Source organism: Aliivibrio fischeri (assembly GCF_009727955.1).
In the GTDB taxonomy this organism is placed as follows: Bacteria; Pseudomonadota; Gammaproteobacteria; order Enterobacterales; family Vibrionaceae; genus Aliivibrio; species Aliivibrio fischeri_A.
On the sequence record NZ_WOBR01000001.1, the window covers coordinates 88,386 to 107,664 of the forward strand.

Annotated in this window: 22 protein-coding genes; 9 read left to right on the top strand and 13 right to left on the bottom strand. The window is 39.0% G+C overall.

Annotated features, from left to right (window positions below; translation table 11 throughout):
* Window positions 1-9: 9 nt before the first annotated feature.
* The 5 genes from GNP81_RS00405 to GNP81_RS00425 all read right to left on the bottom strand — a co-directional run bounded on the left by GNP81_RS00405 (window position 10) and on the right by GNP81_RS00425 (window position 3,904).
* Window positions 10-609: a thiol:disulfide interchange protein DsbA/DsbL gene (locus GNP81_RS00405; protein WP_026029200.1), complete on the bottom strand. Its 600-nt coding sequence runs from the start codon at window positions 607-609 to the stop codon at window positions 10-12.
* Between the two features lie 43 nt (window positions 610-652).
* A complete protein-coding gene (locus GNP81_RS00410; protein ID WP_005421552.1) occupies window positions 653-1,636 on the bottom strand; it encodes a serine/threonine protein kinase in 984 nt (327 codons plus the stop codon).
* Window positions 1,637-1,692: 56 nt separating this feature from the next.
* Window positions 1,693-3,111: a cytochrome c oxidase accessory protein CcoG gene (ccoG, locus tag GNP81_RS00415; protein WP_155673655.1), complete on the bottom strand. Its 1,419-nt coding sequence runs from the start codon at window positions 3,109-3,111 to the stop codon at window positions 1,693-1,695.
* A 211-nt stretch (window positions 3,112-3,322) separates the two neighbouring features.
* Window positions 3,323-3,586, bottom strand: coding sequence for a YihD family protein (locus GNP81_RS00420; RefSeq protein ID WP_005421548.1), 264 nt, complete (start codon window positions 3,584-3,586; stop codon window positions 3,323-3,325).
* A 150-nt stretch (window positions 3,587-3,736) separates the two neighbouring features.
* Window positions 3,737-3,904, bottom strand: a complete 168-nt coding sequence (locus GNP81_RS00425; RefSeq protein ID WP_155649397.1) for a hypothetical protein — start codon at window positions 3,902-3,904, stop codon at window positions 3,737-3,739.
* Between the two features lie 240 nt (window positions 3,905-4,144).
* Between GNP81_RS00425 and GNP81_RS00430 the strand changes: the two genes are divergently transcribed.
* Window positions 4,145-4,933 carry a sporulation protein gene (locus GNP81_RS00430; RefSeq protein ID WP_155673654.1) on the top strand — a complete coding sequence of 263 codons (789 nt, stop codon included), beginning with the start codon at window positions 4,145-4,147 and terminating at the stop codon, window positions 4,931-4,933.
* Between the two features lie 98 nt (window positions 4,934-5,031).
* Entirely contained in the window at window positions 5,032-5,679 is a 648-nt protein-coding gene (trhA, locus tag GNP81_RS00435; RefSeq protein WP_155673653.1) for a PAQR family membrane homeostasis protein TrhA, read from the top strand.
* 89 nt (window positions 5,680-5,768) lie between these two features.
* Here trhA and GNP81_RS00440 read toward each other — a convergent pair whose 3' ends face one another.
* The 5 genes from GNP81_RS00440 to def form a co-directional block, all read right to left on the bottom strand.
* On the bottom strand, window positions 5,769-7,214 hold the full coding sequence (locus tag GNP81_RS00440; RefSeq protein ID WP_155652232.1) for a TrkH family potassium uptake protein: 1,446 nt from the start codon (window positions 7,212-7,214) through the stop codon (window positions 5,769-5,771).
* A gap of 2 nt (window positions 7,215-7,216) precedes the next feature.
* A complete protein-coding gene (gene trkA / locus GNP81_RS00445; RefSeq protein ID WP_005421528.1) occupies window positions 7,217-8,593 on the bottom strand; it encodes a Trk system potassium transporter TrkA in 1,377 nt (458 codons plus the stop codon).
* A 24-nt stretch (window positions 8,594-8,617) separates the two neighbouring features.
* Window positions 8,618-9,898 (bottom strand): 16S rRNA (cytosine(967)-C(5))-methyltransferase RsmB, encoded by a 1,281-nt coding sequence (gene rsmB, locus GNP81_RS00450; RefSeq protein ID WP_155672175.1) that lies wholly within the window; start codon window positions 9,896-9,898, stop codon window positions 8,618-8,620.
* Between the two features lie 104 nt (window positions 9,899-10,002).
* Complete coding sequence (fmt, locus tag GNP81_RS00455) at window positions 10,003-10,950, bottom strand: methionyl-tRNA formyltransferase (protein ID WP_155673652.1); 948 nt, start codon at window positions 10,948-10,950, stop codon at window positions 10,003-10,005.
* A gap of 17 nt (window positions 10,951-10,967) precedes the next feature.
* The gene (gene def, locus GNP81_RS00460; protein WP_011262885.1) at window positions 10,968-11,480 is read right to left on the bottom strand and encodes a peptide deformylase; all 513 of its coding nucleotides are present in this window, start codon (window positions 11,478-11,480) and stop codon (window positions 10,968-10,970) included.
* 117 nt (window positions 11,481-11,597) lie between these two features.
* On the opposite strand from def, the gene GNP81_RS00465 reads away from it, so the two are divergent.
* The 4 genes from GNP81_RS00465 to GNP81_RS00480 are packed head-to-tail and all read left to right on the top strand — an operon-like array spanning window position 11,598 to window position 14,842.
* Window positions 11,598-12,668, top strand: coding sequence for a LysM peptidoglycan-binding domain-containing protein (locus GNP81_RS00465; RefSeq protein WP_155673651.1), 1,071 nt, complete (start codon window positions 11,598-11,600; stop codon window positions 12,666-12,668).
* Between the two features lie 14 nt (window positions 12,669-12,682).
* A complete protein-coding gene (gene dprA / locus GNP81_RS00470) occupies window positions 12,683-13,786 on the top strand; it encodes a DNA-processing protein DprA (RefSeq protein WP_336495385.1) in 1,104 nt (367 codons plus the stop codon).
* A 2-nt stretch (window positions 13,787-13,788) separates the two neighbouring features.
* The gene (locus tag GNP81_RS00475; RefSeq protein ID WP_005421519.1) at window positions 13,789-14,262 is read left to right on the top strand and encodes a DUF494 family protein; all 474 of its coding nucleotides are present in this window, start codon (window positions 13,789-13,791) and stop codon (window positions 14,260-14,262) included.
* Window positions 14,263-14,272: 10 nt separating this feature from the next.
* Window positions 14,273-14,842 (top strand): DNA topoisomerase family protein, encoded by a 570-nt coding sequence (locus GNP81_RS00480; RefSeq protein WP_155673649.1) that lies wholly within the window; start codon window positions 14,273-14,275, stop codon window positions 14,840-14,842.
* Between the two features lie 37 nt (window positions 14,843-14,879).
* Here GNP81_RS00480 and GNP81_RS00485 read toward each other — a convergent pair whose 3' ends face one another.
* Window positions 14,880-15,992 carry a 5-(carboxyamino)imidazole ribonucleotide synthase gene (locus GNP81_RS00485; protein ID WP_155673648.1) on the bottom strand — a complete coding sequence of 371 codons (1,113 nt, stop codon included), beginning with the start codon at window positions 15,990-15,992 and terminating at the stop codon, window positions 14,880-14,882.
* A gap of 2 nt (window positions 15,993-15,994) precedes the next feature.
* Window positions 15,995-16,480, bottom strand: coding sequence for a 5-(carboxyamino)imidazole ribonucleotide mutase (gene purE, locus GNP81_RS00490; RefSeq protein WP_155672166.1), 486 nt, complete (start codon window positions 16,478-16,480; stop codon window positions 15,995-15,997).
* 199 nt (window positions 16,481-16,679) lie between these two features.
* Here purE and tsaC point away from each other — a divergent pair, with 199 nt between their 5' ends.
* The 3 genes from tsaC (at window position 16,680) to GNP81_RS00505 (ending at window position 18,394) form a co-directional block, all read left to right on the top strand.
* Window positions 16,680-17,237, top strand: coding sequence for an L-threonylcarbamoyladenylate synthase type 1 TsaC (gene tsaC, locus GNP81_RS00495; RefSeq protein WP_336495375.1), 558 nt, complete (start codon window positions 16,680-16,682; stop codon window positions 17,235-17,237).
* A 72-nt stretch (window positions 17,238-17,309) separates the two neighbouring features.
* Window positions 17,310-18,131, top strand: a complete 822-nt coding sequence (gene aroE / locus GNP81_RS00500; RefSeq protein WP_155672165.1) for a shikimate dehydrogenase — start codon at window positions 17,310-17,312, stop codon at window positions 18,129-18,131.
* Complete coding sequence (locus GNP81_RS00505) at window positions 18,131-18,394, top strand: DUF1488 family protein (protein ID WP_155673647.1); 264 nt, start codon at window positions 18,131-18,133, stop codon at window positions 18,392-18,394. The genes aroE and GNP81_RS00505 overlap by 1 nt, the downstream gene beginning before the upstream one ends.
* On the opposite strand, the gene GNP81_RS00510 is transcribed toward GNP81_RS00505, so the two are convergent.
* A complete protein-coding gene (locus tag GNP81_RS00510; protein WP_336495384.1) occupies window positions 18,387-18,929 on the bottom strand; it encodes a gamma carbonic anhydrase family protein in 543 nt (180 codons plus the stop codon). The two genes, GNP81_RS00505 and GNP81_RS00510, sit on opposite strands and share 8 nt — an antisense overlap.
* Window positions 18,930-19,279 lie beyond the last annotated feature (350 nt).

Sequence of the window (19,279 nt, forward strand, 5' to 3'; positions counted from 1 at the left end):
GTTTATTTTTTACTTTTTAAGTAACCAGTTTACTAACTCGTAGTACTCATCAGCGCTTTTGATTTTGCCTGTTTCAACAAGGTACTTGTTGTTAACGATTAACGCAGGAACACCTGTTAAACCACTGTCTTGGAATGATTTATCAAAACGGTTAACCATAGAGTTAATAGCAAAGCTATTGTATGTACCGTCGAACTCATCAGCATTAACGCCTTCATCTAGGAAGATCTGACGAATTTCTTTTTCATTACGTGGTGGTTTGTTCATTGTATGAATACGGTTGAAGAAAACAGGAACCATTTTATCTTCGATGCCTAGAGAAACCATTGTTGCATAGGCTTTACTCATTGATAAGCCCATTGGTCCACCCATGAATGAAACGTGAGTTTTCTTAAACGTTGCATTATCTGGTAGTGTTTTCTTTAGACCCTGAATAAGCGGTTCAAAGCTATTACAATGTGGGCAGTAAAAAGAGAAAAATTCATTCACTGTTGGTGTTTTTGATTCAGGTAGGTCAAGAACTTTGTAGTAATCGCCTTCTGTAAAGTTTGCTGCATTTACTGAAAAACTCAGTACTAAAGCACCAAACAGTGCCATCATTTTCTTCATCATGTGTAACTCTCTCCAATCCATTTGTGATTAGTATTATATTTTACCATTGTGGCATCAGTTCTAAAGGCGCATCGTTTAATGCGGCTATTTGTTCTTTAAATCCGAGTACCTGACTTTCCCAGTATTTTGCGTCGGCAAACCATGGAAATGCAATAGGAAAAGCAGGATCTTGCCAACGTTTTGCAAGCCATGCCATGTAGTGCACCATTCGTAGACCACGTAAAGGTTCAATTAGTTTCAACTGGTTGTGGTCAAAATCGCAAAACTCAGAATAAGATTCCAACAAAATATCTAACTGAACAAGCTTATCTTGGCGATCACCATTTAACAGCATCCAGATATCTTGTGCGGCTGGGCCATTTCTGGCGTCATCCAAATCAACAAATAATGGACCATCACGCCATAAAATATTGCTAGGGTGACAATCACCGTGCAGTCGAATGGATTTACTTGGTTGCCAGTGTTGTTCGATTTGTTGAATCAACATATCCATATCAGAGAAAAAGCTATTTTCTAAATGTGTCGGGATAAACGAGCTGTTTTCTAATAGTTTTCTTGGTTGATACAAGTACTCATCTAGCCCTATTGTTGGACGATGTTGAAATAACTCGGATTCCCCTACTTTATGAATGCGGCCTAAAAAACGTCCCACCCACTCTAATTGATCAAAATTATCGACCTCAAATGTGCGGCCTCCTAAGCTGTCAAAAAGTGCAAACCAATAACCATTGGCTGAGTGTAGGGTTTTGCCGTTAATTTCCAATGGAGCAGCGATTGGAATATCTTGTTGAACAAGTTGTCGAGCAAATAAGTGTTCTTCAAGAATTTGCGCTTCAGACCAGCGTTGTGGACGATAAAACTTCACAACATAACGACGTCGTTCTTCGTCGGTAAATTGATAGACACGGTTTTCATAACTGTTTAAAGCAAGAAAACCTGACTCTGCTCTAATGCCGATATCAGCAAGAGCATTCCAGAGTAAATCAGGGGTAAGCGTACTGAAATTAAAAGCGTGTTCAGACATAGTCATTCTCAATAAAAAAGGCTCATCATGAGCCTTTTGTGTCAGTAATAAGGTGATTATAGCTTTTTAAAGAATCGACTTTCAGCTTTTATCACTTGGCCATCAGAATTCGTTATTTCAAATTCAATTGTTGTGATGGTTTTATTTAATTTGGTTTCACTTGCTCCTAAGCTTATAGGTAAGCTTAATACCTCACCGGCTTTAACATTCACACGTTGCTCTCCATACCAAGTAAGATTATCAATGCCTGTTACATTAAGTTCGTATTCTTGAATTTGTTGGGTTTTATTAATGATTTTTAAGGTGTAAGTATTTTCGATTAAACCTGAACTGCTGACTCTGGCTAATTGGTTTCTATCGCGTAAAACATCTAGCCCCATAGGTTCTACCGTTGCTATTTGAGTAATAAATAGCCCTATCATCAGCAACATAACGACGCCATAACCAATTAACTTTGGACGCAGAACATGAGTTTTATGTCCTGCTAATTTATGTTCAGTGGTATAGCTGATAAGGTTTTTGTCATATTTCATCTTATCCATGGTTTCGTTACACGCATCAATACAAGCGCCACAGTTAATGCATTCGTATTGCAGACCATCACGAATATCAATACCTGTCGGACAGACCTGTACACATAAATTACAGTCAATGCAGTCGCCTAATCCTAATTCTTTTGGATCTTTTTTGCGTGAACGAGGACCACGAGTTTCCCCTCGTTTTGGGTCATAACCAACAATATAAGTGTCTTTATCAAACATGGCTGATTGGAAGCGAGCGTAAGGACACATATGCAAACAAACGATTGAACGCATCCACCCTGCGTTTCCATAAGTACAGCCAGCAAAGAAAAGAACCCAAAATGCAGGTAAAAAATCACTATTGAAAGTAAAAAAATCAACAACGAGTTCTTTTACAGGAACAAAATAACCGACAAAAGTAATGCCTGTTGCAATGGCGATAGCAATCCATGCGAGGTGTTTGAGTGTTTTTCGAAGAAACAAGTTTGGGGTCATTTTCATTTGATCTTGTTTACGACGTTTGTTGGCTGAGCCTTCTAATTTTTCTTCAAACCAAATGTACATGAAAGTCCAAACGGTTTGTGGACACAAATAACCACACCATACTCGTCCTAAAAAAGTGGTGATAAAAAACAACCCAAAGGCTGCAATCACAAAAAGAAGCGCAAGAAGAGTCAGGTCTTGAGGGAAAAGAGTCGTACCAAAGAAGCTAAACTGCTGATTTCCAATATCAAGTAAAATAGCTTGGCGCTCACCAAAGGAAATCCAAGGGGTGAGAATAAATAAGGCAAGGAGAAACCATGCTCCATAGCGGCGTAATTTTTGAAAAGTTCCTTTGCTTTGACGAACATAAATTCCAGAGCTTGGATTAAAGCGATCACTACTGGATTTGTGGGTCTTAGGGTTAAATTGCTTTGGAGTCACATCCTTGATGTCTATTTTTTCCTGACTCATTATTCTTCCTAAATATTATTATTATGATACCAAGTGAGTAATGTTGAGCATTATTTTTTACTTGGTAACTAGATGACATTGCGGATGAATTATAGCCTGATGACTAAAAGGAATACGTAAGAAGGTTCAAATTTAGTTAAAAAAGTGTGTTTTATTTGATAGGAAATCGATCTGGTTCGGTGACAAACCAGATCATCGCATGGTGAGTTACTTATAAAATCCCACGAGCTTTTAGAATTGCAGTTTTAAAATCATCTTCTTGGTCTTTAGCAAGACCTGGGATCATTTCTGTTTTTTCGCTATTACGCATTTTTAGGTGATAAATCAGAACATCGTCAGTAAGATCTTCTAATTTGCCTTCATATTTTGTTTCTTCTGCAAGTTTTACAATAAACTGCATAAGATTTAGTTCTGGTTCTTTTTTCCATTCAGGGTGAATTAATTCGATTAATTCATTTACGCGGTGACATTTCATTGAGCATTCTCCTTATAATTATTAGGGTTAGTATATATCAGTTATAAGGGATGTTAATACCAATTAGACTAAGTAAGTGGTCTGATAACGGTACATAAAAAATGATTCTCAGAAAAGAAAAAAGCGCAACCAATAGGCTACGCTTTTAAATTATGCCGCACATGAAATTTCTTTTTCAGTTTCTGTTTTTTCTGAAACCACTAAAGTCATTTCAGGTACGTTCTTTTTCGCAACAGCTGCTTTTACAAAGTGGCTGCGACGACGATCCACGCTATGAGTTGAAGCAGAGCGTGAGAACCTGACAGTCATAGGACGCATTATCTATCTCTATAGTCAGGCACTTCCTTGGCCAAATTAATGACCTAACTATTTATGAGTTACATCAAGGTGAAACTCTTTTTAGCTTTCGCCAATCCAAATAAATAGTCAGGATAATGTGTTTAAAAAACACCCTATAAGGGTAACATAAACTGTCAATTAGTCGAGGTGCATCTCAGCGTAATTATGATAACTGAGTAATAATAAGAGCATAAAACATGGATTGGTTAGGAGATAAAAATGTCTTTTTTTAAAAAAACGTTAGCGTCATTAGGCATTGGTTCTGCAAACGTGGATACGATCATTCACCATGAAGTTTTGATTCCAGGACAAAAAGCTCAAGTAACCATCGAAGTTACTGGCGGTGCAACGGCTCAAGATATTGATAATATTGATTTGAAATTATGTTGTCAGTACAAAAAAGAGGTTCATCGTAAAAGTGAAAACGGTTCACAAACCCAAATTATTAAACAAACTCATGTGTTAGCAGATTGGAGTTTGCCTTATGCGTTTACGATAGAGCCAAAACAAGAGCGTAAATTTGAATTGGAATTAGACCTTCCATTAAACACACCAATTACGATTGGTGATGCCAAAGTGTGGGTTCAAACAGGGTTAGATATCTCTCTTGGTTTAGATCCTACTGATAAAGATCCGATTACTGTTCGCCCTGATGATCTCTTTGATGGTGTATTAACTGCTTTAGAAACCGAAGGATTACGAATTCGCCAAGTTGAGTGTGAATTCATTAAAGGGTTTGATTTACCTTTTGTTCAAGAGTTTGAGTTCGTACCATTCGATGGTCCTTATCATGGTCGTTGGCGAGAGCTTGAAATGATTGCTCATAGAGCGGCTGATGAGCTGCAATTATGGTTCGAGATAGATAGAAGGCACCAAGGTGGGGCTTTAGGTTTATTATCCTCAATGCTTGGACGTGGTGAATTAAAAAGAAAATTAAGCCTACCAACTCGTTTAACGCCAGAAGAAGCCGGAAAGCAAGTAATTGATTTCTTAAATCAAACCACCTAATTGATAGGTTTGATGAAAAAATGACACATTTAAGCTTACAACTGTACGCTTAAATGTGTCATACTGATCTTATCGAGTAATCACTCTATGAGATAATTATGCCTACCTCCGCTCCATATTCAAAAAAAGAAGAATTAGCGAACAGTTTAAGCCATGCTTTAGGGATGGTTTTTGGTGTTGTTGCTTTAATCTTATTGCTTTTAAAAGCCAATACAGTCAATGCTGATTGGTTAACCATAACCAGTATGTCTGTTTATGGTGCGAGTATTATTTTACTTTTTTTAGCGTCGACGCTTTACCATTCTATTGCCGCACCTAAAGCGAAAAGATTATTAAAAACCTTGGATCATTGTGCAATTTTTCTTTTGATTGCAGGTAGTTATACACCCTATTTATTGGTGAGTTTGAGAACACCATTAGCCTACTGGTTGATGGGCGTTATTTGGGCTATTGCGCTTATCGGCATTATTGGAAAAATTGTATTTGTATATCGATTTAAAAAATTGTCGCTAATTACTTATCTCATTATGGGATGGTTATCAGTGATTGCTGTGTATCAATTGGTTATTCATATTGATATTAATGGCGTGATTTTATTGGGGCTTGGTGGCGTAATTTACTCTTTAGGGGTTATTTTTTATGTCTCGAAAAAGATCCCATACAACCATGCTATTTGGCATCTGTTTGTTTTAGGTGGCTGCATTACTCAATTCTTTTCAATTTATTATTACGTAAAGCCGGTTTAATACCTGTTTATAAATAAAAATGGCCTAGTAGAAATACTAGGCCATTTTTCATTGTTACTGTGTTATCCGTTAGTGAGTTAAATTTAATATTAACCCTTCCAAAAGGCTGGGAAGAATAGAACCAATACGGTTAAAATTTCTAATCGCCCCATTAACATTCCAATACTGAGTATCCATTTTGCCGTATCTGGTAGTGTGGCAAAGTTACCTGTTGGACCAACAATATGCCCCATCCCCGGACCTACGTTAGCAACAGCTGTAACGGCACTGGTGATGCTCGTTACGGGATCGAGCCCTAAGCTACCTAATAATGCTGAGATGATGATGATGGTTAATAGGAAGGTAAAGACAAGCGCAACAACCGAACGTGCAATGTCATCGGTTACTGGACGGCCATTATAACGTTGAACAAAGATCCCTGATGGGTGGATCAGTTTCATCATTTGTTTATTCAACATGGTTGATGCAATCTGGAATCGGAAGATCTTTATACCACCTGCAGTCGAGCCTGAACATGCACCTGTTAGCATAACAAAAGCAAAGATGATGGCTGGAAATGCGCCCCATGATGTAAAGTCATCCAAACCAAAACCGGTTGTAGTTACAACAGAAATGATATTAAACACTGATACACGTAACGCATCCATAATGGCATAGTCATTATGAATCACTAACCAAATCGCAACTAATAAGCTGGTGATTAATACTAATTTTAGAAACCCAACGACCTGAGCATCTTTAAAGAGAACTTTGGGATCGCGCTTTTTAAGTACTTGAATAAAGAGTAAGAAAGGCAAACCACCTGCAAACATAAAGAATGATGCTACCCAGTGCGTGCTATTTGAAAAACGATTCATTGAACTATCAGAGGTGGAGTATCCTCCTGTGGATAGCGTAGTAAATGCGTGGTTTATGGCTTCAAATGGTGTCATCCCTGTCACTAAATAGCTTAAGAAACACAGCAAGGTTAAGCTTAAATACACATTCACTATGTATTTGGCGACATATTTGGTTCTCGGGGCGCTTTTATCTGACCAATCAGAAGATTCCGTTTGGAACAGTCGCATACCACCTACATTAAGCATAGGTAAGATGGCTACCGCCATTACAATAAAACCTACACCACCTAGCCACTGTAGCGTTGAACGCCATAATAAAATACTTGGTGCCATATCATCTAACCCACTAAGCACTGTTGAACCTGTTGTTGTGATGCCTGACATGGTTTCAAAGTAAGCGTCGGTAAAGCTGATGTGGTTAATAAACACAAAAGGAAGTGCAGCGAAAGCACTTGCAATGGTCCACACAAGTGTTGTTATTAAAAACATATCCCGCACGTTCATTTTAAACTGTTTACTGCGGCCCAAAGTTAAACAAGCAAATGCCACTATGTGAGTAATGGCAACCGCTTGTCCAAATTCGATAAAACCACCAGTACCTGTAAACAGTGCTACGAGTGTCGGGATATACATAAATAGGGCGAGTTTTGATAAAACAAGCCCTATTACAAATAGGATCGGTTTGTAGTTAACCATAATTATAAGAAGAACGGACTCGGTTGGAATAAGCGTTCTACATCCTGAACGTATTTCTTATCCACTAGGAACATAACAACGTGATCATCCTGCTCTATCACGGTCTTATCGTGAGCGATTAATACTTCTTCGCCTCGAACAATTGCACCAATGGTTGTGCCCGGTGGCAGTTTAATATTTTGAACTTCTCTACCAACCACTTTTGATGTGGTTTCATCACCATGTGCAATGGCCTCAATCGCTTCGGCTGCACCACGACGAAGAGAAGATACGTTAACGATATCAGCACGACGAACATGCGTTAATAGCGCTGAAATTGTCGCTTGCTGTGGAGAGATCGCCACATCAATAACGCCACCTTGAACTAAATCAACATAAGCGCCACGTTGAATCAATACCATGACTTTCTTAGCACCCATGCGTTTTGCTAGCATGGCTGACATGATATTGGCTTCATCTTCGTTAGTGACAGCGATGAAAACATCAACTTGATCGATGTGTTCTTCACTTAGTAACTCTTGGTCTGCTGCATCACCACAAAATACAATGCTTTCTTCAAGCAGTTCAGATAACTCTTCTGCTCGTTTCATATTACGTTCAATCAGTTTAACGCTGTAGTTTTGCTCTAAGCGTCTCGCAAGACCTGCACCGATATTACCGCCACCAACAATCATAATTCGTTTGTATGGACGCTCTAAACGCTGTAATTCACTCATTACTGCACGGATATGGTTACTTGCAGCAACAAAGAATACTTCATCGTCAGCTTCGATAACGGTCGTTCCCTGAGGACGAATTGGTCGGCCTTGACGGAAAATAGCCGCAACACGAGTATCAATATGAGGCATGTGATCACGAAGTGCGGATAACGCATTACCGACGAGAGGACCACCGTAATAGGCTTTAACAGCAACAAGACTTACTTTCTTCTCTGCAAAGCTGGCTACTTGAAGTGCTCCTGGGTATTCGATTAAGCGTTCGATGTATCCAGTAACGAGTTCTTCTGGAGCGATCAAATGATCAACTGGAATCGCATCAGATTGGAAAAGGCGTTCTTTTTCTCTTAAATATTCAGGAGAACGAATACGAGCAATACGGTTTGGTGTATTAAATACAGTAAATGCAATTTGACAGGCGATCATGTTCGTTTCGTCGGAATTAGTGACGGCAACTAACATATCGGCATCTTGTGCACCGGCTTCTCTTAATGTATCTGGGTGACTAGCAAACCCTTGAACTACACGTAAATCGTATTTATCTTGCAACTCACGCAGTCGTTCAGAGCTCTTATCAACAACCGTAATATCGTTGTTTTCGCCCACCAAGTTCTCAGCTAATGTGCCGCCTACTTGACCTGCACCTAAGATGATGATTTTCATACCGTTTGCTCGCTCGTATTCCGATTAGGCTTTTTGTAGAACAGCGTAGTAGAAGCCGTCCATATTCTCTTCACCTGGAAGAATTTGACGTCCTGGTTTTTCAGGATCTGTATTATCAATTAACGTTGCATCACTTGTACGTGTTAAAAACGCTTTTACTTGATCGCAGTTTTCTAAAGGCGTAATTGAACAAGTCGCGTAAACCATGGTACCGCCAGACTTTAACTGTAGCCACATAGCATCAAAGATTTCACTTTGCAGTTCAGCCAATGCTTTAATGTCTTCAGAACGACGTAACCACTTGATGTCAGGGTGACGACGAATAACCCCTGTTGCAGAACAAGGAGCATCTAATAAAATGCGATCAAATTGTTCGCCTTTCCACCACTCTTCTGGATGACGAGCATCACCACAAATAACTTGTGCTTTAAGGTTTAAACGCTCTAAGTTTTCATAAACTCGTTTTAAACGTGTTTCATCACAATCAATGGCAACCACACTTGTATCTTGTGTGCGCTCTAAAATGTGCGCGGTTTTACCACCAGGAGCCGCACAGCAATCAAGAATTAATTCGCCATCTTGAGGTTGTAGGTACTCTGCTGATAATTGAGCAGCAGCATCTTGTACCGATACCCAACCTTGTTCAAAGCCAGGAAGTGTATAGACATCACGCGCTTTATCTAATAGCAGAGCATCCGTCGCTTGGCTGTGTGGCGTAACACTGATCTCTTCTTTTTCAAGTAGAGCTATATATTCATCACGAGTGTGGTGTTGGCTATTAACACGTAACCACATTGGTGCTTTACTGTTATTGGCTTCAACAATATTTTCCCATTGTTCTGGGTAAGCTTGTTGTAGCATTTTCAATAACCAGCCCGGATGACCATATTTACCTGAGTCATGACTTACTGATTTCGCATCCAACTCTTCTTGGCTACGTTGATAATTGCGTAATACCGCATTGATCAGTCCACGTAGTTTTGGACCTTTTAAATTCTTTGTACCTTCAACGGTTTCCGCTACTGCTGCGTGTGCAGGAATACGCATGAAACTCAGTTGGTAAATACCCACAAGAATTAGATGATGGAATACTCGTTGTTTTCCCTTTAATGGCTTATCCATTAATGATTGAGCAACAGACTCTAAACGAGGAAGAAAGCGCAGTACGCCATAGCAGATCTCTTGCAGTAAAGCTTGGTCACGAGGTTTGATCTCAGATTGAGCTTTTGGAAGCGCTGAAGAGAGAGAATGACCCTGATCGACAACTTGATAAATAACTTTGGCTGCCGCAGCACGAACGTTCATGTCATCACCTAAAATATGGTTGGCAAAAATAAAAAGGCAAATACGATATTTGCCATTTAAAAACGAAGGTGGCAATTATGCCACCTTTTTATATTTTTGAAGAATTAGTTAAGGGTATTACCCACTTCAAACCATTCTTTACGAGAATTCAAAATATCTTGAACACCCATTGCTTTTTTTCCAGGTACTTGCAGTTGTTCAAAGACAATGGCATCTGAACCTGTCGCAACATAAATGCCCGTTTTATCCGCTTGGATAATGGTGCCTGGTGTTGCATTTCCGGTATAGCTTTCAACACGAGATTGCCATACTTTAATGGCTTTATCTTCAACAGAGAAGTGACTCATTGGCCATGGATTAAAAGCACGAACACAGCGTTCAATAGCAATGGCATCCATTGTCCAATCAATCTTTGCTTCTTCTTTGCTTAGTTTTTTCGCGTAATTAGCCAGTTCATCATCTTGTTTTTGTGCAATAGCAGAGCCATCAGCAATATCAGATAAACAATCAACTAAAGCGATTGGGCCTAGTTCAGCTAATTTGTCGTACATTGAGGCGCTTGTATCGCTTGCTTCGATAGGCAAAGTTGCAATCTTCAACATATCGCCAGTATCTAAACCAATATCCATTTGCATGATGGTTACGCCAGTTTCTGCATCACCAGCCCAAATAGAGCGTTGAATAGGTGCAGCACCACGCCAACGAGGAAGAATCGAGCCATGAACGTTAATGCAACCCAGTTTTGGTGTATCTAACACCGCTTGTGGTAGCAGTAAGCCATAAGCAACCACAACCATTAAATCAGCATTTTGGTCAGCAAGTTCTTGCTTTGCTTCGTCACTCTTAAAGTTTTCAGGCTGGAACACAGGAATATTGTGCTCAAGCGCCAGCTCTTTTACTGGGCTTGCTGTTAGCTTTTTACCGCGACCCGCAGGGCGATCAGGTTGAGTGTATACGCCAATCACTTCATGGTGAGAGTCGATAAGTGCTGATAAATGGCGAGCAGCGAAATCGGGTGTGCCCGCAAAAATAATGCGTAATGGTTTGCTCAAATTAACCTCGGTATCAATTACTGATTTTTAGCGTTGAATTTTTTGATTTTCTCTAGTTTTTCTTTAATACGCTTACGCTTTAGCGGCGATAAGTAATCAACGAATAACTTGCCATCAAGGTGATCCAGTTCGTGCTGAACACAGATAGCTAATAAATCATCAGCATCAAAGCTAAATTCATTACCATCGCGATCAAGAGCGCTAACTGATACCTCTGCTGAGCGAGGAACGAGTCCTTTTGCGCCAGGAACAGACAAACAGCCTTCTTCAATACCATCATCACCACTTTTTTGTGTGATAACAGGATTGATTAAAACCATTGGTTCGTCACGAGTTTCAGAAACATCAATCACAACGATACGTTGGTGAAAATCGACTTGTGTAGCAGCAAGGCCAATACCTTCTTCGTCGTACATGGTTTCAATCATGTCATCGACAAATTTTTGGATTTCAGGTGTTACTGCTTCTACCGGTTTTGCTACGGTACGTAGACGGTCATCCGGGAACGTTAATACTTCTAATAAAGCCATAAATACTCAAAATGTTGAACTGCGCCGAAAACGGCATAAACCTAATAGTTCCAATTCTAGACATTTTATTGAGCAAATGACAGCATCGGTTGGTATGTCTGACAAGGAAAGCGGACCATGTTAAAAAAAACACTCATTTTTTCATCATTAATTAGCGTAATTTTATTCTCATCACCATCGATATCAAGTGATGATAAATTGGTTTTAAAACAAGATTATCCGGAACAATACACCGTTAAAAAAGGGGATACTCTTTGGGATATTTCGGCGTTATTTTTAGATAGCCCTTGGTTTTGGCCAAAATTATGGAAAATTAACCCAGATATAAATAATCCTCACTTAATTTATCCTGGAGATGAATTAACGTTAAGTTGGCACAATGGTAATCCGGTATTAAGTGTTAAACCGCTTAAAAAATTGTCGCCTAAAATGCGTAAGGTGGTGAAAGAGCCTGTTCCTACCTTAGCTACTAGCTTAGTGGTACCTTATTTACAGTCAGATCGTTTAATTGATGATGTGAATTACCAAACGTCTTACCGAGTACTTGGCACTAGTGATGGTCGTAAATTTTTAAGTTCGAGTGAAAGAGTGTACGTTGATGCTGAGCTATCGCATAAAGAATGGGGTATATACCGAGTCGTTAATGAATTTTCTCGTAAGGATGACAAAGCTTCATCTTATGCCCTTCGTCTTGTTGGTGTCGCTGAGCTAGCCGAAAGTAATGAAGATATGAGTGGATTAAAAATCGTTAAACAGCAACAAGAAATTGCGATTAATGATGTGGTTTTACCTATTTCTTCAGATGAAATAAAAACAGAATTAACCACAACGTTTTACCCTCAACCTGCACCAAAAGATATTGATGTATCCATACTTGGTTCCATTGATGGTGGTGAATACTTAGCGGTTAATCAAGTTGCAGTGATAGATAAAGGTAGTAATGACGGCTTATTGCAAGGAAGTATGTTTTCTTTGAAGGAGGAAGGAAACATTGTTAATGGCAATAAAGGCGAGTATTACTATGAAGTCGATAAAGACACCAAGAAAAAAGGCATTCAATTACCTCAAACGGAAATTGGTGAATTAATTGTTATTAGGCCTTATGAAAAATTTAGCTTAGCACTCATTACAAAAAGTGAAATGCCAATACACAAAGGTGTTATAGCGGTTTCTCCTGATGAGGAATAAATAACGTTATGTCCATTTCCGAAGAACATCTGTCGGCTTGGCTAACCTTATGCTTTTGTCCTAGAGTAGGCGGGAAGGTCATGTCCCGTTTACTCAGTGTCGATTCAGCTGAAAATATTCTTCAATACAATGATGAGCAATTACAAGCTTTAGGTCTCTCTTCATCTCAAATATCCTATCTAAAGCAGACGACAAATAAGCAGGTTGAAACCTGTTTGACTTGGCAAGAAAAGAGCTCTGAACATACGATATTGCCATTAACAGATCCTAGATACCCTAAATTGTTGTCTGAGATTAGCGCTCCACCTCCAGTGTTGTTTGTTAAAGGGGATGCTCTCTGTTTATCTGAGCCACAAGTGGCGATTGTCGGGAGCCGAAATGCCAGTCTGGAAGGATTGGATTGTGCTAAAGAGTTTGCTCGTTCTATTGTTCAGCATAATTATGTTGTAACCAGCGGTCTTGCACTCGGTGTCGATGGATATGCACATCATGGTGCAATAGAAGCAAAAGGGAAGACCATTGCTGTTCTTGGTTCTGGTCTAGAAAAGATCTACCCAGCCAAGCATCGCTCCTTAGCTCAGAGAGTGAGTGAAAATGGCGCCTTAGTTTCTGAGTTTAGGCCTGATGCTCCACCAAGAGCGGATAATTTTCCACGACGAAATCGAATCATTAGTGGTTTATCAACAGGGGTTCTGGTTGTTGAAGCAGCAGAGCGCTCTGGGTCTTTAATTACAGCAAGATATGCAAATGAACAGGGACGAGAGGTATTTGCTTTACCTGGCTCCATTCAAAATCCAACAGCTCAAGGTTCGAATGGTTTAATTAAATCTGGAGCAACATTAGTATCATCTCCTGATGATATTTTTAATGAAATTGGGGCTCTGACTGAGTGTGCACTATCTCATCAACCATCACTTTTCGAACAAGAAGTTATCACAGAACAATTGCCATTTCCTGAAGTGTTCGCTACCGTAGGCGGTGAGGCGACGCCTGTCGATATAATCGCAGAGCGGTGTCAGATGCCTGTACATGAAATCATGATGCAATTACTTGAATTAGAGTTGCAAGGTTTCATCGCTGCAGTCCCAGGGGGTTACATTAAAAAGCGGAGGGGCTAGCCATGATGGATGTTCTGATGTATCTATTTGAAACATATATCCATAGTGATGTTGAACTGAATGTAGAACAAGAAAAATTAGAAGATGAATTGCTAAAAGCAGGCTTTCACCAAGAAGCAGTATATAAAGCGTTAGATTGGCTAGAAGATCTGGCTCGTTTACAGGATACGGACGAGCACGCTCGTGTTGCAACAGGAACGTCAACGTCAATGCGAATTTATACTCAACAAGAAATTGATGGGATAAATACGGCATGTCGTGGTTTTTTACTTTTCTTAGAACAAATTAAAGTACTTACTAGCGAAACTCGTGAAATGGTAATTGAGCAAGTAATGGCTTTAGAAACGGATGAACTGTCATTAGATGATCTAAAGTGGGTTGTTCTAATGGTATTGTTTAATGTTCCAGGACAGGAAAGCGCTTATACACAGATGGAAGAGTTGTTGTATACCTCTGATGTAGGCTTGACTCACTAAGGCTGAGAGAATGTCTGGAAAGATTGATAAAGATTTATTTCAAGCGCATGAGCATGCGTTAGAGCATGAAATATGCCCTCAATGTAGCGGTGAACTAAGCATTCGTTATGGAAAAAGAGGTCCATTTTTAGGCTGTCAAAATTACCCTGAATGTGACTATATTCGTCCATTAAAAAGTAATGATGGTCATGTAGTGAAAGAACTAGGGATCCCATGCCCTCAATGTGAAAGTGAATTGGTGTTGAGACAAGGCCGATATGGAATGTTTATCGGTTGTTCTGCATATCCATCATGTACTCATATTGAATCTTTAGAACAAAAGAAAGAGTCGTCGCAGACAGAAACGGTTTGCCCTAGTTGTCATAAAGGACATCTACAAGAGAAACAATCTCGCTTTGGTAAATCATTTTACGCATGTGATGCTTACCCTGCTTGTCGTTTTGCGGTTAATTTAGAGCCACAGCAAGGGTGTTGTCAAAAATGTGGTTTTGAATTGCTTTTAAAAAAAGAAACAGCAGCAGGATCTCGTTTAATCTGTGCAGATAAAAAATGTGCAGAAGTTCAGAGCCAATCAGAGTAACTTAATCACAAGTATTAAGTTACTCATACCCTGAGATTTAAGAAAGAGCTTTAAAGGCTTGTTTATCTAAAATATTTGCAAGTTTAGAAAGCTCTTTTTGTAGCATTTCAGGGGAGTCGGCACACACGTTAATATGCCCCATTTTTCTACCCGCTCGCTTCTCTTTTCCATACCAATGAATATGGCAATTTGGCATTGTTAATATTTCATCTGGTAAGCTATCTTCACCTAAAATATTAATCATCGCTGTTGAGCGAAGTAATTGATTACCCGTTAATGGTAAGTTGCATACCGCTCGAATGTGCATTTCAAATTGGCAAATATCGGTCCCTTGTTGAGTCCAGTGTCCTGAATTATGCACTCGAGGAGCAATTTCATTGACAAGTAGCGTTCCGTCTACATCGAAAAACTCAATAGCAAGCACCCCGATATAATTAAGTTCATCAGCGATAGCGGTAAACATTTTATCGGCTTGTTGTTGTAAATTGCTTGTCCCTTCTAAAGCGGTTGATAAAGCAAGAACACCATCCACATGAATATTTTCAGTTAGTGGGTAAGTCACCATTTGACCGTTTTTATTACGAGCGCCAATGAGTGAAACTTCACGATTAAATGGGATAAATTGTTCAGCAACCATTGCTTGATTTGGAGAGCTTTTAATTAGTTCATCCATTTCTTTCCAAATAGCATCTACTTGAGATAGATCTTTTAAGCGCCATTGACCTTTTCCATCATAACCGCCTAAAGCACTTTTCAAGACCATGGGGATCCCTACGGTATCGATGGCTTTCAGAAAGTCCTGTTTAGTATTGATGTTATGGTACTTAGCATTTGCAACATGCGCATTATCTAATAACTTTTTCTCAAGGCGGCGATCACCGCCTGCTTTTATTGCATCAGGCGTTGGTTGGAATTTTCCACTTATACTGCAAATATCTAGAATATGATGGGGAATATGTTCAAATTCAGCCGTAATAACATCGACTTTCTTAATTGCTTGCTCTAAAGATAAATCAATCGGCTGTTGAGTTAATGGATGTACAATTTGTTGGCTATTAACATCATAAGCGATCACATCAATATTTAGTGGAGCACTAGCTAAAGACATCATTCGAGCTAATTGACCTGAACCTAAAATAAGAACATTCATGATTAATCCTCTGATGGATCTGGGTTCTCTAACACCAATTCAGTTTGTTCTTTACGGAAAGCTTCAACCGCAGCCATTACTTCTTCGTTTGATGTTCCAATGATTTGAGCTGCAAGGATACCCGCATTAGCCGCTCCCGCTTCACCTATCGCAAGAGTACCAACAGCAATACCTTTTGGCATTTGTACAATTGAAAGTAATGAATCCATACCTTTAAGTGCGCGAGATTGTACTGGAACCCCTAAAACTGGAACACTTGTGAATGCTGCAGCCATTCCAGGAAGATGTGCCGCACCACCCGCACCTGCGATAATTACTGTAATTCCACGATCTTTTGCTTGAGTTGCATAATCGGCAAGTAATTGAGGTGTTCTATGGGCAGAAACCACTTTTGTCTCATAAGGCACATTAAAGCGGTCAAGCATCTCAGCGGCTAGTTTCATTGTTGGCCAGTCTGATTTTGAACCCATGATAATACCGACTTTCATTGTGAACTCCTTAAATAAAGATATTGGCAATATAGAAAAGTTATCCGCATTATACGGTTATTTTTTATTAAGGAAAACGTTTGCGTAAGGAAAAGCTAAACTTATTAATGAATGATGACAATTCAAAAAAGGAAAGCGGTTGTGTGATTTGAGTAGATCAATAGAATAGATACTATATATAGAAGAGAGTGGTATTAATGTGAAGAATCTAAATCAAGTCGTAGATGCTTTGAAGCTAGGGAATGTTATCGCTTATCCAACCGAAGGTGTTTTTGGTGTTGGTTGCGATCCTGATAACGAACAAGCGTTACTAAATTTATTGGATGTAAAAAAGAGACCAAAAGAAAAAGGACTAATTTTGATTGCTGCATCTATAGAGCAATTATTGCCTTATATCGATTTAGAACAATTAACAGAAGAGCAAGTAAATACCATTAAAGCATCATGGCCAGGTCCTGTGACTTGGATTGTTCCTGTTAAAACAACCACATTGCCTTTAGTGACGGGGCAATTTGATAGTATTGCTGTCAGAGTAACGGCTCACCCTCAAGTAAAAGCTATTTGTAATGCATTCGGTAAACCTATTACTTCAACGAGTGCTAACCTTTCAGGATTAGAGCCTTGTCGAAGTGTTGCCGAAGTTGAAGCTCAACTAGGAAATACGGGTGTAGTCATTTTTCAAGGCGAAGTAGGTAATCGAACTCAACCAACTGAAATTCGTGATGCGAAAACAGGTAATACGCTACGTCAGGGTTAATGCATCAATGATAGGTTTAAGGTAAGGTTACTCACATCATTTTAGTACTTTCATTGCAGGGAATATTTTTACATGGATAAGTATGCCGTTTTTGGTAACCCTATTAAACACAGCAAATCACCTTTTATTCATACTCTATTTGCTCGTCAAACAATGCAGGATTTAGAATATTCAGCAATTGAAGCACCAATAAATGGCTTTGTTGAATCAGTGACCGTGTTTTTTTCTCAACAAGGAAAAGGCTGTAATGTAACGGTTCCTTTTAAAGAAGAAGCGTTTCAGTTTGCTGATCAACTAACAGAAAGGGCAAAACTAGCAGGTGCGGTAAATACACTTAAAAAATTGGATGATGGGATTATTTTAGGTGATAACACAGATGGCGAGGGGTTAGTTCAAGACTTACTGCAGTACCAAGTACCTTTAGAAGATAAGCACATTTTATTAATTGGTGCTGGTGGCGCAGCTCGTGGCGTCATTCTTCCTTTGCTAAAACAAAAACCAGCTTCTATTACTCTTGTTAATCGAACTTACGAAAAAGCAAAACAACTTGCAGGGTTGTTTTCTTCTTATGGAAGGATAGAAGCAAAAGAGATGAGTGATATTAATAAAGGATTTGATGTCATTATTAATTCAACATCGGCAAGTTTATCTGGAGAGCTTCCTCACATTGATCCGGTAATATTCTCTGGTGGTGCGATTAGCTATGACATGATGTATGGCTCAGGTAAAACCATTTTTAATCAATGGGCGTTAGAACATGATGCCTACCAAGCTTATGATGGATTAGGCATGTTGGTTGGTCAGGCGGCAGAAAGCTTTACTGTATGGAGAGGCTTACGCCCAGGTAGTAAACAAATTTTACGTGAATTACGAAAAAACTTAGAAGGTATGTAATGAATCAATCGATTCTATTTTCAGATGATTTAACCGTAGAGTTAGAAAAACGGTGTGTGCGTTTTTCAGCGCAACAAATGGGAAACTTGATTAACTGCTCAGTTTCGTTTTCATGGCTTGAACAAGAAAGCGGAGAATCTATTTGTCATCAAGATAAAGCGAATGAGATTTTTAATCAACTACGCTTTGATATAGAAGAGAGAGCTGAAGCATTGATTGAAGATGAAGAATTCAATGCTTCAGGAGAAATTGAAATCAATTAGTTTCTTCTTCTATATAGTCATTCTTAAAATTAACGTAATTTAACGCAGACTTTTTGAGTGATGTAATTTCCTCTATAGATAGAGGGCGAACCTGTTTTATTGGGCTACCTATATAAAGGTAGCCACTTTCAAGTCGTTTATTTGGTGGAACAAGACTACCCGCCCCAATCATTACATCCTCCTCAATATAAGCGTTGTCTAGAATAATGCTTCCCATACCAACTAGAACTCGGTCCTTAATTACGCATCCATGCAGCATAACTTTATGACCAATAGTGACATCATTACCAATAAACAAAGGAGCACCTTTTGGATTCTCAGGGTTTTTATGAGTAACGTGCAAAACGGATCCATCTTGAATATTCGTTCTATCGCCAATAGAAATGCTATTTACATCACCTCGAGCAACAACCAAAGGCCAAACACTAGAATCATGGCCAATAGTGATATCTCCAATTAATACTGAAGATCTATCTATATAAGTATTAGAACCAATTGAAGGAAAGTTTGATTTATAGCGTCGTAATGAAGAAATCATAGAATAAGCCTTAAAAATGATAATTTAGTGTTAATAATATGCGTTATAAAAGATAATTTAGCACCGATTTGTATGGACTTTAACCATAAAAACAAAAAAACGATTTTTTTTGAAAAAAGGGCTTGCTAATGTGATCTAACTCTCTATAATGCGACCTCACTGACACGGAGAGCCCATCCCATAAGGGGTTAGCAATCAAGGTCAGAACGGCAATTAAAAATTTAGTTTCAAATAAGTGCTTGACACTGAAGCTTAAATCGATAAAATGACCGTCCTCTTCACAGAAAAGCGGAAACGCTTTGAAAGTAGAAGAAAAGCTCTTTAACAATTAGAAACCTATTAATCTG

Excerpts from the sequence above, each read along its gene's own strand:
- GNP81_RS00405 (WP_026029200.1), bottom strand. The coding sequence starts at position 609 with ATGAAGAAAATGATGGCACTGTTTGGTGCTTTAGTACTGAGTTTTTCA.
- GNP81_RS00410 (WP_005421552.1), bottom strand. The coding sequence starts at position 1,636 with ATGTCTGAACACGCTTTTAATTTCAGTACGCTTACCCCTGATTTACTC.
- ccoG (WP_155673655.1), bottom strand. The coding sequence starts at position 3,111 with ATGAGTCAGGAAAAAATAGACATCAAGGATGTGACTCCAAAGCAATTT.
- GNP81_RS00420 (WP_005421548.1), bottom strand. The coding sequence starts at position 3,586 with ATGAAATGTCACCGCGTAAATGAATTAATCGAATTAATTCACCCTGAA.
- GNP81_RS00425 (WP_155649397.1), bottom strand. The coding sequence starts at position 3,904 with ATGCGTCCTATGACTGTCAGGTTCTCACGCTCTGCTTCAACTCATAGC.
- GNP81_RS00430 (WP_155673654.1), top strand. The coding sequence starts at position 4,145 with ATGTCTTTTTTTAAAAAAACGTTAGCGTCATTAGGCATTGGTTCTGCA.
- trhA (WP_155673653.1), top strand. The coding sequence starts at position 5,032 with ATGCCTACCTCCGCTCCATATTCAAAAAAAGAAGAATTAGCGAACAGT.
- GNP81_RS00440 (WP_155652232.1), bottom strand. The coding sequence starts at position 7,214 with ATGGTTAACTACAAACCGATCCTATTTGTAATAGGGCTTGTTTTATCA.
- trkA (WP_005421528.1), bottom strand. The coding sequence starts at position 8,593 with ATGAAAATCATCATCTTAGGTGCAGGTCAAGTAGGCGGCACATTAGCT.
- rsmB (WP_155672175.1), bottom strand. The coding sequence starts at position 9,898 with ATGAACGTTCGTGCTGCGGCAGCCAAAGTTATTTATCAAGTTGTCGAT.
- def (WP_011262885.1), bottom strand. The coding sequence starts at position 11,480 with ATGGCTTTATTAGAAGTATTAACGTTCCCGGATGACCGTCTACGTACC.
- GNP81_RS00465 (WP_155673651.1), top strand. The coding sequence starts at position 11,598 with ATGTTAAAAAAAACACTCATTTTTTCATCATTAATTAGCGTAATTTTA.
- GNP81_RS00475 (WP_005421519.1), top strand. The coding sequence starts at position 13,789 with ATGATGGATGTTCTGATGTATCTATTTGAAACATATATCCATAGTGAT.
- GNP81_RS00480 (WP_155673649.1), top strand. The coding sequence starts at position 14,273 with ATGTCTGGAAAGATTGATAAAGATTTATTTCAAGCGCATGAGCATGCG.
- GNP81_RS00485 (WP_155673648.1), bottom strand. The coding sequence starts at position 15,992 with ATGAATGTTCTTATTTTAGGTTCAGGTCAATTAGCTCGAATGATGTCT.
- purE (WP_155672166.1), bottom strand. The coding sequence starts at position 16,480 with ATGAAAGTCGGTATTATCATGGGTTCAAAATCAGACTGGCCAACAATG.
- aroE (WP_155672165.1), top strand. The coding sequence starts at position 17,310 with ATGGATAAGTATGCCGTTTTTGGTAACCCTATTAAACACAGCAAATCA.
- GNP81_RS00505 (WP_155673647.1), top strand. The coding sequence starts at position 18,131 with ATGAATCAATCGATTCTATTTTCAGATGATTTAACCGTAGAGTTAGAA.